We start from the raw sequence: 13895 nt of genomic DNA, 5'->3' as shown, positions 1-13895 counted from the left end.
GCCTTTGCGAAACGGGGTGATTGTGTCTGATGGGCCGAGGCATTCCCGGATCGCGGTCAGATCAAGGGTTTCGTCGGCCTCGAGCCGGGTGACGAGCTGTCCGATCTGGTCGCGGTGCGCTTCGATGATCTGCGTCGCTTGTGCTTCGGCCGCGTGCAAGAGGGTGATCACCGCCTGATCCACCCGCGCCGCCGTCTGGTCCGAGAAACTGCGCGGCTGGGCGATCTGCTGGCCAAGGAAGGGGTGATCCTCGCTGTCGCGCAGATCGACCGGGCCGATGTCGGGGTCCATGCCCCAGCGCGCCACCATCGACCGCGCCAGCACAGTTGCGCGGCGGATATCATCGTCGGCCCCCGAACTGACCGACCTAAGCAGCAGCTTTTCCGCCGCCCGCCCAGCCAGAAGCGTGGTCAGCTGCACCCGCAGATAGGCCTCGGGCAGGGTGTGGCGGTCATGTTCGGGCAGCATGTGGGTGCTGCCAAGACTGCGCCCGCGCGGAATGATCGTGACCTTGTAGATCGGATCGGCCCCGGGGTTGTAGAAGGCGGCGGCGGTATGCCCGGCCTCGTGCACGGCAAGGCGGTGCCGTTCGTCGGGCTGGATTGCCAGCGTGCGCACCGTGCCCATCATCACCTTGTCGCGCGCCTGATCCAGATCGGCGGGGGTGATGTCTGCGGCCGACCGTCTGGCCGCCGTGATCGCCGCCTCGTTCAGCAGGTTTTTCAGATCGGCCCCGGAAAACCCCGGCGTGCCGGCAGCCACCTGATCCAGATCGACATCGTGGCGCAGCGGCAGATCCTTGACATGCACATCAAGGATCGCCCGCCGGGCGGTCTTGTCGGGCAGCTCCAGCGTCACATGCCGGTCGAACCGGCCGGGACGCAGCAGGGCAGGGTCCAGCACATCGGGGCGGTTGGTGGCGGCCAGCACCACCACGGCCTCGCGCGCGGTGAACCCGTCAAGTTCAGCCAATATCTGGTTCAGCGTCTGTTCACGCTCATCATGGCCGCCGCCAAGTCCGGTGCCACGGGTGCGCCCGATGCTGTCCAGCTCATCAATGAAGATGATCGAGGGTGATTGCTTGCGCGCCTCCTCAAACATCTTGCGCACCCGGCCTGCGCCAACGCCCACGAACACCTCGATGAACTCGGACCCCGAGGTGGAAAAGAACGGCACATCGGCCTCGCCTGCCAGCGCGCGGGCCAGCAGCGTCTTGCCGGTGCCGGGCGGCCCCATCAGCAAGACGCCATGCGGCACGGTCGCGCCAACCTTGGAAAACCGGTCCGGATCGCGCAGGAATTCGACCAGTTCCGACACTTCGCGCTTGGCCTCGTCTTGGCCCGCTACATCGGCAAACGTCACCTTGCGCGTGGGTTTGACAGGCTTGGCGGCCCGCCCGCCCAGAAAATCCCCGATACCTCCCGGCAGGCCACCACCCATGCCGCCGATGCCGCCGCCCATCATCCGCCGGCTGAGCCAGAAATAGAACCCGATGATCAAAAGCCACGGCAGCAGGGATATCAGAGCCGACGGCGCGCGCGGCTCTTGGGCTGTCACGGTCACGCCCATGTCTTCAAGCAGCGGCAACAGCCCGGCATCAGGTTGCTGCGGGGTGATGGCGCGCACTCGGTTGGCACCTGTGGCGGTCGGGCTGTGCAGGGTGGCGACGATGGCTGTCGCCTCAAGGGTCGCTTGGCGCACCTGTCCGTTGCGGATCAGGGCCTTGACTTCACTATACGAAACCTCGGTTGGTGCCGCAGTCCCCGAGGGCAACTGCATGGACAAAAACGCAAACCCGATCAGCATGAAAACCACGGGCCACATCAGCCGGGCCAAAGTCGGCGGCTCTGACGGTTCTGGCGGTGTTGCGTGATTTACCATGTCGCATCCCAATCAAAACTGTGCCGGGCACGATTGGCGGCCCCAAAGCAGGCGTGCGTGAATGCCCCAGTATTGCTTGGGTGGACCTCCAGGGCATTGATGCAGATCAGATCGGGGTGGCGAAAGTTTCGAATGCGCAGCGCGGCTGCCGGCGAGCGGCTGGCCATTCGCGTTCATGAAGGGCAGGCACGGCTGCGCTTGTGCCAATAATCACTATGATATTGCTTTGGGTTCGGCTGATTACTCTCTGGTCTGGAGCGATTTTGCTTGCAGTGGCACCCTGTAACTCACCATCCTGTCCGTCGTCGAATGATTTGGGACATGCGGCCTGATTTTGGAGGGAGAGGTCGGGCTCATCGGGTTTAGGCTTCGGTCTGTGGTCAGCGCTGTGGCCGCCAAGATGATACTGGTTCAATGCGACTCCGATGTGCCCATCTCGTTTGCGTGCTCCATTTTCATCTGCATCATTCCTGACAGTCCACTGCATCGTCCGAGCCGCGTCATTGTGGGACATCGAAGGCCTGCAATCAGGCAGGCAACGGTTGGCAGTTCAGATCGCAATGCCGCATGAAGCGCCTAACGGCAAACGGAGGGCACACGATCACGCCACGCAATGGCTGGACTTACAACAACGACTGCCCGAAGATGGGCATCTACGGCATAACACCCGCTCAGAAACCAAAAATGGCCGCGTAAGTTATACGAAGGCACCCCGTTAAAAATGGGGGGATTACGTGTAAGACCCGGCCCATTTTGCAAGCTGACCTGAAAGGCCCGCTATCTAGTCAGAAGGCACAATCTCCAGAACAACTTTCGAATACCAGTCCGCGACTTCTCGGATTTCTGCGTCCGTCATTTCCGATGCGATCTCGGACATGATTTCATGTTGCCTTTTTCCAACACGAAACGCTTTCAGCTGGGTATCGATATAAATGTTCACTTCGCCCGCAAGGTTGGGCGCATTGAACAAAACCGATATCCCGTCAGCGCCATGACACGAAACACAAGCCGCCGGAGCTTCGGTCTCTTTGACGTTGGCCGGCAGCGTCGCTACCGCAGTAAAAGAAGCATACCACGCCGCGACGTCAGAGATCTGCTGCGCCGAGAGCGTGGCTGTTACGACCGACATCATCTCATGGTGGCGCGCGCCGGTCTTGAAGGCCATAAGCTGCCCCTCAAGATACTCTTTTGGTTCCCCGCCAATATGCGGAGCAATGGGGATCTGCGCATAACCGTCAATGCCATGACACGTCCGGCACATGTTGGCGACCTTTCGACCGGCCTCCAGATCCTCGGCAAAACTGGGGTGAGAGAGGCCCCCGGCGAGCAAAAGCCCGCCGAGAACCATGGCAATTGCGCGGCTCATTCAGCCGGCTTTGGGTTGTGGGCGATCCGCCAGATTGCTCCGGCAAAGTCGTCAGACACCAGCATCGACCCATCCGGCAGAAACTCGATGTCCATGGGGCGACCGCGATACTCACCGGTTTCCTCGTTCAGCCAACCGTCAGCAAAGATCTCTGCGCCGACAGCGTCGCCGTTCTCGTCAAGCGCAGTGAACATCACTCTTGCGCCAACAGGAGTCGTTCTGTTCCACGATCCGTGTTGCGCCCAGAAAATGCCGCCGCGATACTTGTCAGGGAAAGAACTGCCTTGGTAGAAACGCATACCAAGATCTGCTGCATGCGCTTCCAGTTCCAGTTGCGGTTCAACGAATGTCACCCCCTCGGGACGTGGCACGTCCTTGTAATCGGGAATCTCGACGCGCGAGTTGGTCCATGGGAAGCCAAAGTGCTGGCCTGCCGCAGTTTGCCGGTTCAACTCTCCCGGTGGAATGTCGTCACCCATTCCGTCAACCTGATTATCGGTCCACCACAATTCACCCGTGGCCGGGTTAAAGTCCTGACCAACGGAATTGCGCACCCCTCGGGTATAGACCTCGCGGCCTGTGCCGTCAGTGTTCATGCGGATAATGCCACCGATGCCCAGCTTATCATAAAGCTCGAGTTTTTCTCGTGGTTGGACGTTATGTGGCTGGCCCAACGAGATGTAGAGCTTGCCATCGGGACCGACGTCGCACACCCGGGCAGTGTGGTTAAAGCTCTCCTCCTCCGGCGGGATCAGCTCACCCTGTGGAACGACGACGCCGACGGCAATGTCAGGACCTTCAAAGAAGAATTCTGCCGCAGGAAAAACAAGAACCCGGTTGCGTTCGGCGATGTAAAGGAACCCATCGCGCGAGAAACAGGGGCCGTTCGGAATGTCAAAAGTGATCGAAGGTGCAAAATCCTTCACCTCATCTGCAACACGGTCACGGTCACGGTCTACGATTGACCAGACCTTGTCTTTGCGCGTTCCCGCGAACAGCACGGTGCCCTGTGGTGCCATTGCCATGGAGCGCGCGTCTGGCACAACAGCGTAAAGACTTACATCGAAACCTTCCGGAACATTGATATATTGCACGATATCCCGCAGCGCCGCCGCTTTTGCCCCGTCCTGTTCGACGAAGGTAAAGGTTGCGTCAGTCTTCTGCATGCCGGTCAGCTTGTCCAAGTTTTCCTGAGCAAAAACCGGTCCAGAAAGTATGGTGCCAACCAGCAGTCCTTTCAGAACTTGCATATGTGTCATTTAATCCTCCCTTTGGGTGAATGGAGTGACACAGCCTCCCACTGCCAACGCCGCTCCATGACTGAATATGATCACCACATACTGATTCTGGTCAAGATATTTTACCAATACGATTGATCAGCCGCGATTCCTGCTTGGCCCAAAGTTCGCATCGGTCGGCTCTGTGATGGCCTTAGCACTCATCACATTGACACATTGCGATGCTGTCAGGAGAGGGTATCCACGCCATCAAAAAGCCACTCTGGATTGATCCGACCCCAACGTTGGACCGCCCGGATGCAGACTTGTCTGGCTTGACGCTGCCAAGCCCATCTGAGCCGCCGATTATGACTCGACCGGTAGATCGATACCCACGCAGGCTCCAATGTCCGATCCGAATTTGCGTGCCAGCAGGGTCAGTGGGACATGCAAGGTATTCTTGCGATGCTCAGGGTTTTCGAAATGCCGCCCACACAGATAGTCGGCAAAGATCAACATTCCCCGCGCCTGTTGCACAGTCATGTTGTCCATCGCCATAAGAGCCTGCGGCGACGGGTTGTCTTCGCGGCCATAGAAGATGTCGTAGACAAAACAGATCGTAGGCTTCAACGCATAAAGACGCGCCAGAACGGCATCGAGGCGGGGCCGGTCATTGATCGCCATCAGAAGTTGGCACTTCAGGCACAGCACATATACCTCCATTTCCGAACCCGGTTCGGTGAGGTCCAACGCCTGATCAAGGGCGGCCAAACCCGGCTCGATTTGACCTGAAAAGCCACGCATTGGCCCGAGGCTTGCCAGAGCAGGTGCGACGGCAGTTGTGGTGCGATTGACCTTTTCCACCATTTCCAACGCCAAGTGTCTGTAGCCCGGTCCAACAAAATACAAAAGCTTTGCCGCCGTCGCCGCGTAAAACGGGTCATTTTGTACAAAAGGCAGGTTTGCAGTGACAAGCGCTTCGATCTGCGCCTCGTCCTGGGCCCTTGTGTCTGCACCTGTCGCAAAGATCTCCAGCCCGTGCTGCACATATTTGCTGTGGATGTTGCTTGCCAGCATGATCTGGATGCCGTGATCGGTCGGATTCCGGGCCGCCAGATCTTGCAGGTGACGGTGGCTTTCTGCCCAACCCGGCAGACCCGCTTGCAGGTTTTGCGCCGCGTTGTGCATCGCCACCTGCATGGTCTCGCGACGGTTGGCAGTCAGGGTCAGGCTTTTCCAGATGTCCGCAGCCAGACGACGGGCCAGCACGTTAATGGCATCGGGAAGCTCTGCCCTTTGGGCTGGATCCGATGGAATGCGGTGCCGGCTGAGACTGTAGGTCATGCCCGATTGAAACGCCGAGGCATGGATCACACAGTCCAGTGCCGTGTCGTCCCGCAGAAAGGTCATATCAACAGAAATTACGGGCGCGCCTTCGGAAAACGATGCCAGTGGCGGGCAATCGGGATCAAAGACAACTTTGTGGTCTGGCCCGAAGTTGCGGGTAAACTCGGTCTGGAATGCATCACTGAAATGGTCAGCCAAGGGCGCCGCGTCTGCAAGATTGCGTGTTCCCCGGACCGGACCAATCACGACATGCGCGCCTGAGGCCTTGGGCAGACCATTGCTGACGCGCGGAAGCCAGACATAGCCCTCGCCATAGCGGGTGTCGATGAACCGAGGCGTGCGGGGGCTGTCTGCCAGCTTGCGCCGCAGCCGATTGATCATGAAATCCACGTTGCGGTCAGTCTTGTCTGACCCGACATCCGAAATCTCATCCAGGATCTGATTGCGCGTGACAACCCGGCCCGGATGACGCGCAAGACAGGCCAGTATGCGCGTTTCCCCGCGGGTGAAGGTGACATCTGCGCCATCGCCCCTGCGAGCCGACGTAAAGTCAGGATGAAAAACAGCATCGATGTATTGGATCATGCGTCGCACCTTCAATGAAATGCCCGAAAAGCTGACGAAATGCGGAGAGAAAAAAATGCACTAAAATTTAAAAAACTATTTTTGCAACCGCATGCAAAGGTTACCTTAGCGACGTTGTTTGTCCAGTGTGTTCAGTGTCAAAATCGCGTGCCGACCCGCAACCACAGCCGGGACTTGTCTTGAGGAATGGCTTTGTTGAAGTCATTCAGAATGCGTGTCACAGCGATTTCTGCAATGCTGCCCCCGCGCAGGGCGCGCACACCGACTGACAGGCTGGACCAATCCCGTGTGGATGGCGCAAGCGTGGCATTGCCAAGGTTCCAGACGCGCCCAGCATCCAGCCCGGCAAAACCTTGCGTAAGCACGCCCGCTGGCTTGTCCTGTGTTGGCAACGTCAGATAGCGTGCCAGCTCAACCCGAGACGCGATGCAGCGGTCGCCATTGGCAACTGTCTGATCGAATCCGCGGCTGAAGGCGTTGGTACCATATCCGCACCGTTCAGAAAGAGGCAGGGACCGGTCGGCCCACTGGCCAGCAAGCCCTGCATTGACGACCATTTTGGCTGAAACAGGCAATGACATTTCCGCCGCCAGCGACAGGCGCAGAAACTGCGCTGACGCACCCGGCAGCGAAGCGGCAGGATTGAACCGCCCGGACGCGCCAAAGCCGCTCAGGCCCTTTGCGATGCTCGCGCCGAACCGCGTGCGAAAGCCAAAAGGCACGCCGCGTTCATGCCGCAAGCTAAGCTGCAGGATGCGCAGGTCTTCCTCCAGAACAGGAAAACCAAGCACCTGACCGGTTGAGCGCCTGCTCCGAACCTCAAGTGAGGCCCGCGTCGTCACGTCAGTCGAAGGGCTCCATGTCTTTCGAACGCCAAAGGACAGGTTTGATCGATCCCCCCTTATGTCAAGCGCGCGGTTTTCAGCCCCCCCCAGCACCACCCTGGCATGGTCGGCATTGACGAACCACGCCAGCCCATTTGCATTGAGCGGCATCTGATACCCAAGACCGAAGGCAAGCACTTCGGTCGGCCCACCGCCCAGAAAGCCCGCCACGACAGTCACAAGATCAAACTGGTCGCCCAAGACCAGAAATCCGGGCTGCGCGACGCTGAAAGAGGCGATTTCACGCCCGATCGGGACCGAGCCATAGGTGTCAAAGGTCAGAAAACGGGTGGTCTTGCTGACCGTTGGTAGCAGCGCCGCCGATCCTTGATCGACGCCAACCGTCACGCCGTTGCCCAGATCTCCGAAAAACGACTGCGCTTGCGCGCGCGAGAGCATGAGCGCGCTGCATAACAGGACGACCGCCAGCAACAACAGCGGCTGCAAGCGGGTAGACTTGTAACGGTTTTGCGACGTCACTTTAGCGCCCCTCTTCGCGTGTGTCGGAAGGACCCAGCGCATTGGCACGAAGCAAAAGTGAACATTCAGGACATTTCAAACAATTCCGCAACAAAGGAAAGTTAACCCTACGTCATGTTCCAAAATTGCATCAAATGCCCAGTGGCACCGATGGCTGTGCGTCCGTCAAAAGGCGATCTGCCGTCATGGCTCCCCAATGCGCGAGAAGCAGTTTCGGCGGCTGATGGATGTGACCGGGGGGTGACGGGATGAAACGCACATATCTTACTGCGCTTGTTATGGCATTTGGCCTGACCGGAGCTTCGGCGCAGGCCCGATGTGCCGATGTGGCGCTGGTGCTGGCCATTGACGCCTCTGGCAGCATTTCTGATGCCGATTTCTATGTGCAGACGGCTGGATATTATGTCGCGTTGAACCACCCCAAGGTGCTTGCTTCGCTACAGGCTGCGGGAACCGTGGATTTGGCGGCCGTTTTCTGGGCTGACAGCGCCTACAAGCCGCAGGTTATCGGGTGGCACAGGATCAAACAGGCGGCTGATGCACGGCACTTTGCACAATTGCTTGTCGATGAACCCAGAAAGGTTTCTGGCAGCACAGACATAGGGGTGGGGATCAACGCCGCCCTTGATCTGTTCGCGCAACCAGGTCGCTGTGCAGACCGCGCGATCATCGACATTTCGGGCGATGGACGGGCCAGCATCTTTGCACGGCGACCTGCATATGAAGCGCTTGCCCCTGCGCGCAAGCGGGCGTTGGATATGGGCGTCGTCATCAACGCACTGGCTATCACCACCAATGATGCGCTGCTTGGGGACTACTACACCAGAAATGTCGCAGGCGGAATCGGGTCTTTCGTCATGGAGGTCGACGGTTTCGAGACATTCCACAAGGCGATTACCCAAAAGCTTGCACGCGAACTTTTGTCAGGGGTCATGAACGATCAGCCCAAGGGGCAAGTCCCGGGCTGAAGGCTTGGCACGATCAACCCCTCGGATACGGCTGTCAGCGCTCCGCGCCGCCGCCCTTCAGGACAAACCTACCGGAAAATGGTCAGTTCAGATGGAAAGTCAGACCAGTGCAAGAGAATGAAGGCATCAGTGCCATTGTGATGCAACGGCCGCTGTCAAAGGCCATTTCCGCGCGGCTGAAAGGGCCGGGCGGATACTACAATCTGGGTAATCTTCTTGGCCTAGTGGCCGGAACCGCGGTGCAGATCATTCAGGCTTCAGCACATGCCCAGATGAGCCTGTCACTGTCAGCCCATGCGACGCTCATTCAGTTCGTCGGCAGCCCGAGTGCGGTCGCGCTTTCTGTGGCAATGCTTGTGTTTTTCTGGAGCGGGGAAATCTATCATCGGGCGTGGTCAAACGGGTTTCCCCCGGACGCAGCCCTCAATCGCCGTGGGGATGTGCTGTCTGGGGTCGGGGCCCTGTTTCTTGGGATCGGCCTTCTGATCACCGGACAGCCCATGCTTGCCGCAACGGCGGGGTTGCTTCACGCCATCGGCAAGTTCGGCAGTGCATGGGCAGGAACACCAAGCGCCAGACTCTGGCCGACTGCATGGCCAGATCTTTGGCGCAGCCTCGTCTTGGCCAGCAGGGTGCCGGCATTGTTGGCTGCCCTCCTGAGCCTGGCAACACTGGCGTCCGGCGAGGGTGTGAAACTGTCCATGACAACGCCCGTTACATTGATCTTGTGCTACCTGCTTTGGATCAAAGCAGACCTTTTGTTGTACGGAAGCAAAACCTGATCTTGTGCATGTTTGTGATCTTGATGGCCGCAAAAAGCGCAAGCCGTATGTCGGTATAGCAGGATTGCCACTCTCCGATAACCCTGTCACCAAGACTCTGCGCGTCAGCCTCTCGCAGACCGGCGCAGCAGGCAGGCTGAAGGCACGCAACGGCTCTATCTCCTACAAATGCGCCTGCAAAATCTGGAGGTCAGGGTCGGGCCGATTGATCCTGAACCCGATCCTCCGGATGCTGGGCCTGAAACCCTAACCAGTGCTGCCCAGCCAGAGCGCGACAGCGGGAAACGCGATCAATATGCCGAGGCGCACGACATCAACCGCAACAAACGGCACCAAGCCCTTGAATATCCGCACGACCGGAACCCCCGGCAAGACGGCCTTCAGCACGAACACATTCATCCCGACAGGCGGTGTGATTAGGGCAATCTCTGTGGCCACGATCACCAGAATGCCGAACCAGACCAGATCGAAACCTTGGGCCACGACGATGGGGGCGAAAAGTGGCACGAAGATCAGGATGATCGCCATCGAATCCATCACGCAGCCAAACACCAGAAACACCAGCATGATCACAAGGATCAGGGCAATGCCCTCAAGACCCGTAGATTGCACCAAAGCCAGAACACCAGCGGCAAGGCCTGACAGCGTTAGCAGTTTTGACAGCATCAGCGCGCCAAACAGCACCGTATAAAGCGACACCGAGGTATAGGCGGTATCGACCACAACCGCGCGCAACATCGCCCAGGACATCCGCCCGTGCAGCGTCGCAATCACAATGGCCAGCCCTGCGCCCATGCCCGCCGCCTCGGTCGGGGTGAAAAGCTTGCCGTAAAGCCCGCCGATGATCAGGCCGAACAGCAACAGAAACGGCCAGACGCCTGAGAGTGCCTTCATCTTTTCAGGCCAGGGCGTCTTTTCGCCTTTTGGCGCATGGTCAGGGTTCAGGGCTGCCACCAGCCGGATCACCAGCATATACATCGCCAGACCCATCACCCCCGGCACAACGCCCGCGATGAACATGTCGCCAATGTTGGTCTGGGTCAGAATGCCATACACCACCATGATGATGGATGGCGGGATCAGAATACCCAGCGTGCCACCCGCAGCAATCGTGCCAGCGGCCAGTTCGTCCGAGTAATTGTATTTCTTCATGCTGGGATAGGCCACTTTGGCCATCGTGGCGGCAGTGGCATAACTTGACCCGCAAACGGCCGAAAATCCGGCACAGGCCGTCATGGTTGAAAGCGCAAGCCCGCCCCGGACATTGCCGACAAACGCATAAGCCGCGCGGAACAGGTCATGTGCGATCCCGGTTTTCGAGATCACATTGCCCATCAGGATGAACATCGGCACCACGGCAAGGTCGTAAGACAGCACCGCCTCGGAAATCGTCAGCGGAAGCAACTGAAACGCCACGTTCCAGTTTATGGCAAATCCGATCCCGGCAGCCGACACGGCCAGTAGGGCAAGGGCCAGCGGAACCCGGAAGAAGGCCAGCAGAATGGCCGCAGCCATGGAGAGAGAGCCGACAATCATAGCGCGTCCTCCGTGTGGGTGTCTTTGGGGTCGGCCATCGGACCTTTGAGGGCGATACCGAGGGCGGCCAGAGCCGACAGGGCGCAGCTGAAGGCCATGAAAAAATAAAGCGGCGCGCGCGGCACCCGAAGTGCCTGACTTACCTCTGAGATGCGCGAGGCGTTAAGCCCATGCTTGAAGAAAAGCCACGCGATCAGGGCAAGCACGCCCACGACGATCACAGAAATCACCGTGCGCCAGAACGCCATGCCGGGCCGCTTGACCAGCTTGTCCAGAATGTCGATCGTCAGATGCGCGCCCGCAACGGTGACCAGCGGCAGGCCCACAAACACCACCAGCGCCATCAGGTGTTCGGTGATGTCATTGGCACCGAAAATCGGCTTGCCGCCAAGACGTCGGCCCACCACATCGGCAAAGGTCAGCGCCACCATCGCCAGCAAGAAAAGCGCCATCAGCGCCTCGAATGCCCGGCGCAATTTCCATGCAAAGGCCAACATCTGGTTTCTCCTCTCTGAGAAATGAGGGGCAGATCCGCCGCCCCTCGGTCGATGTGCAAAAGGCGGTCGTTACTTGCCGGCAAGCGCGCTGTAGGTTTGCTGATAAAAGGCAAGCATCGCAGCAGGGTCTTCGACGCCGACGGCTTTGGCCGCGACGATCCAGTTTGCGACCAACTGGTCGTAAACCGTATTGACAGCGGCGACCAGTTCGGGGGATGCGGCGGTAATCTCATGCCCAGCAGCGCCTAGCTTTTCCGATGCCGCCGGGTTTTGCGCATCGAAATTCTTGCCCCATGCGGCCGACAGGTCTTCGCCTGCGATTGCGTCAATCGCCGCCTTGTCTGCATCACTCAGGCTGTCCCATTTGGCCCCGTTCATGACGACGAAGAAGGTCGCGTCATAGAACCCGTTCGGGAAAATGGTGTGATGCTTCAGGCTGTCTTCCAGCCGGAAGTTGACCACCGATTCCATCGTGTGAAGCGATCCGTCGATCACGCCGCTTTCCAGCATTTCATAGGCTTTGGTGGCAGGGGCCGCGACCGGAACCGCGCCAAGCGACGACAGCAGCTTTTCCTGAATCGGGCCACCCATTCGGAACTTCTGGCCGGTCACGTCGGCCGGGCTGGAAATGCTGGTCTTGCCGTGGTGCAACTGACCGCCGCCAAACATGCCCACTGACAGCATCTTCACGCCGTCAAAGGTCGCATTGTCACGCAAATAGGTGTCATAGGTCTGCCACAGCGCGCGGCTTTGCGCCTCGGCATTGGTGCCTGCATTTGGGAATTCCGCGAACCACATCGCGACAAAGCGCTCTGGCTCATATGTAAAATTGCCCCAGGTGATGTCTGCCACACCGTTGCGCGCAAGTTCCCAGTGCTGGGGCGGGCTGCCAAGCGGTGCGGGCAGGATGGTGACGGTCACGCGGCCTTCGGTCACTTCGGCCACCTTTTCGGTGAACGGCACAAGGAATTCTGTGTGGATGAAGTGGGTCGGCGGCACCCATGACGACATCGTCAGGCTCTGGCTGCTGGCAAAGCTGGTGCTGGCGACTAGCAGCGCTGCGGCGGTGGCGGATCTGAAAAGACCGGTGGTCATCTGGTTTCTCCCTTGGATAATGGTGTGAGGTCTTGGGCAATCGCGTGCGCAATCGGCGCGGCGCTGGTGCGGGTCATCGCCAGATCTGCAAAGATCGCGGCGCCGATCGGTATGATGTCGGTGTCAAAGACGTATTCGGGGTGGTGTAGCGCGCGCCCGTTCTGGCCGACGAAAAAGTACGCGCCCGGCACAAGGGCGGACAGTTCCGCGAAATCTTCCGACGCCATCAGGCTTTCGGCGTTCCGGATCACATGGCCCCCGCCGACCACCCGGCTGGCGGCGTCGATGGTCGCTGCCACAGCCGCAGGATGGTTCAGGGTGACAGGTGCCACCTTTGCGATATCAAGGATGATGCGCACACCAAACAGCAGTTCCGTCGCGCGCGCGGCGTTATCCAAGAGAGCTACAAGCCGGTTGCGCACATTCAGTGCATTGGTCCGCAGGGTGCCCTCGATCCGAACCGTCTCGGGCAGGATATTGCGGGCAGTTCCGGCGGCGATATGCCCAAACGAGATCACGGATGCCGCTCGGGCATCCACCACTCGCGATGCCGCTTGCTGCACGGCCGAGATGAAATGCGCCGCCGCCCCGACCGTGTCTTCGCCGGTATGTGGCATCGATCCATGCGCGCCGTTACCGTGGATCGTCACATCAATATCATCGGCAGAGGCCAGAGCCGCCGTCGCAGGCACGCCGACATGCCCTGCGGGAAGGCCGGGCAGGTTGTGCAGCGCATAGATTTCATCGCAGGGAAACCGGTCGAACAACCCGTCGGCGATCATGGCTCGTGCGCCCGTAAGCAATTCTTCGGCGGGCTGAAAGATAAAGCGCACGGTACCGCCAAAGTCGCGATGCGCGGCCAGATAGGCGGCGGCGGTCAGGGCGGTCACGGTGTGGCCATCATGCCCGCAGCCATGAAACGCGCCGATCTGGGGCGAGGCATAGGCGAGGCCGGATTTTTCGTCCATCGGCAGCGCATCAAGCTCGGCCCGAAAGGCAATGCAGCGGCCCTGATCTGTGGTGTTGGTTCCCCGAAGCGACCCCACAACGCCTGTGCCACCAATGCCCGTGGCAACGTCATAGCCCATCTCGGAAAGCAGACGGGCCACAAAGCCCGCTGTGCGCAGTTCATGAAATCCTGTCTCAGGGTGCCTGTGCAGGTCCTGCACCCAGGCCACCGACGTTTTGCACTGCGTATCATACCAGTCTGCAAACATTTTCTATGCTCATTTATTCTCATGATGAGACAGTTGCACT

At 59.3% G+C, this 13895-nt stretch carries 11 protein-coding genes; 2 read left to right on the top strand and 9 right to left on the bottom strand.

Annotated elements, in window-relative coordinates; all coding sequences use genetic code 11:
- The 5 genes from ftsH to Q8K08_RS00270 all read right to left on the bottom strand — a co-directional run.
- Positions 1 to 1881: ATP-dependent zinc metalloprotease FtsH (gene ftsH / locus Q8K08_RS00290; RefSeq protein WP_305248796.1), on the bottom strand; the 1881-nt coding region annotated here is incomplete at its 3' end.
- A gap of 781 nt (positions 1882 to 2662) precedes the next feature.
- Entirely contained in the window at positions 2663 to 3247 is a 585-nt protein-coding gene (locus tag Q8K08_RS00285; RefSeq protein ID WP_304802140.1) for a c-type cytochrome, read from the bottom strand.
- Positions 3244 to 4506 (bottom strand): PQQ-dependent sugar dehydrogenase, encoded by a 1263-nt coding sequence (locus tag Q8K08_RS00280; protein ID WP_322573332.1) that lies wholly within the window; start codon positions 4504 to 4506, stop codon positions 3244 to 3246. Before Q8K08_RS00280 ends, Q8K08_RS00285 begins: the two co-directional genes overlap by 4 nt.
- Before the next feature lie 324 nt (positions 4507 to 4830).
- Positions 4831 to 6396 (bottom strand): winged helix-turn-helix domain-containing protein, encoded by a 1566-nt coding sequence (locus Q8K08_RS00275; protein WP_304802138.1) that lies wholly within the window; start codon positions 6394 to 6396, stop codon positions 4831 to 4833.
- A 137-nt stretch (positions 6397 to 6533) separates the two neighbouring features.
- Positions 6534 to 7760, bottom strand: a complete 1227-nt coding sequence (locus tag Q8K08_RS00270) for a ShlB/FhaC/HecB family hemolysin secretion/activation protein (protein ID WP_305248795.1) — start codon at positions 7758 to 7760, stop codon at positions 6534 to 6536.
- Positions 7761 to 8008: 248 nt separating this feature from the next.
- On the opposite strand from Q8K08_RS00270, the gene Q8K08_RS00265 reads away from it, so the two are divergent.
- Together Q8K08_RS00265 and Q8K08_RS00260 are read left to right on the top strand one after the other, a co-directional pair.
- A complete protein-coding gene (locus Q8K08_RS00265; RefSeq protein WP_305248794.1) occupies positions 8009 to 8728 on the top strand; it encodes a DUF1194 domain-containing protein in 720 nt (239 codons plus the stop codon).
- Between the two features lie 107 nt (positions 8729 to 8835).
- On the top strand, positions 8836 to 9510 hold the full coding sequence (locus tag Q8K08_RS00260; RefSeq protein WP_304796732.1) for a hypothetical protein: 675 nt from the start codon (positions 8836 to 8838) through the stop codon (positions 9508 to 9510).
- A gap of 246 nt (positions 9511 to 9756) precedes the next feature.
- Here Q8K08_RS00260 and Q8K08_RS00255 read toward each other — a convergent pair whose 3' ends face one another.
- The 4 genes from Q8K08_RS00255 to Q8K08_RS00240 form a co-directional block, all read right to left on the bottom strand.
- A complete protein-coding gene (locus tag Q8K08_RS00255; protein WP_305248793.1) occupies positions 9757 to 11046 on the bottom strand; it encodes a TRAP transporter large permease in 1290 nt (429 codons plus the stop codon).
- Positions 11043 to 11543, bottom strand: a complete 501-nt coding sequence (locus tag Q8K08_RS00250) for a TRAP transporter small permease (protein WP_305248792.1) — start codon at positions 11541 to 11543, stop codon at positions 11043 to 11045. Before Q8K08_RS00250 ends, Q8K08_RS00255 begins: the two co-directional genes overlap by 4 nt.
- A 69-nt stretch (positions 11544 to 11612) precedes the next feature.
- Positions 11613 to 12638 (bottom strand): TRAP transporter substrate-binding protein, encoded by a 1026-nt coding sequence (locus Q8K08_RS00245; RefSeq protein ID WP_305248791.1) that lies wholly within the window; start codon positions 12636 to 12638, stop codon positions 11613 to 11615.
- Positions 12635 to 13855 (bottom strand): amidohydrolase, encoded by a 1221-nt coding sequence (locus Q8K08_RS00240; protein ID WP_305248790.1) that lies wholly within the window; start codon positions 13853 to 13855, stop codon positions 12635 to 12637. The genes Q8K08_RS00245 and Q8K08_RS00240 overlap by 4 nt, the downstream gene beginning before the upstream one ends.
- Positions 13856 to 13895: the final 40 nt, after the last annotated feature.

Source organism: Pseudotabrizicola sp. (assembly GCF_030684215.1).
GTDB lineage: Bacteria > Pseudomonadota > Alphaproteobacteria > Rhodobacterales > Rhodobacteraceae > Pseudotabrizicola.
Note: the sequence above shows the minus strand (reverse complement) of the source record. Positions and strands in the feature narration are given on the sequence as shown.

Bases quoted from the DNA above. Each gene is read 5' to 3' on its own strand.
- Q8K08_RS00265 (WP_305248794.1), top strand. From the start codon at position 8,009: ATGAAACGCACATATCTTACTGCGCTTGTTATGGCATTTGGCCTGACC.
- Q8K08_RS00275 (WP_304802138.1), bottom strand. From the start codon at position 6,396: ATGATCCAATACATCGATGCTGTTTTTCATCCTGACTTTACGTCGGCT.
- Q8K08_RS00285 (WP_304802140.1), bottom strand. From the start codon at position 3,247: ATGAGCCGCGCAATTGCCATGGTTCTCGGCGGGCTTTTGCTCGCCGGG.
- Q8K08_RS00240 (WP_305248790.1), bottom strand. From the start codon at position 13,855: ATGTTTGCAGACTGGTATGATACGCAGTGCAAAACGTCGGTGGCCTGG.
- Q8K08_RS00245 (WP_305248791.1), bottom strand. From the start codon at position 12,638: ATGACCACCGGTCTTTTCAGATCCGCCACCGCCGCAGCGCTGCTAGTC.
- Q8K08_RS00280 (WP_322573332.1), bottom strand. From the start codon at position 4,506: ATGACACATATGCAAGTTCTGAAAGGACTGCTGGTTGGCACCATACTT.
- Q8K08_RS00255 (WP_305248793.1), bottom strand. From the start codon at position 11,046: ATGATTGTCGGCTCTCTCTCCATGGCTGCGGCCATTCTGCTGGCCTTC.
- Q8K08_RS00250 (WP_305248792.1), bottom strand. From the start codon at position 11,543: ATGTTGGCCTTTGCATGGAAATTGCGCCGGGCATTCGAGGCGCTGATG.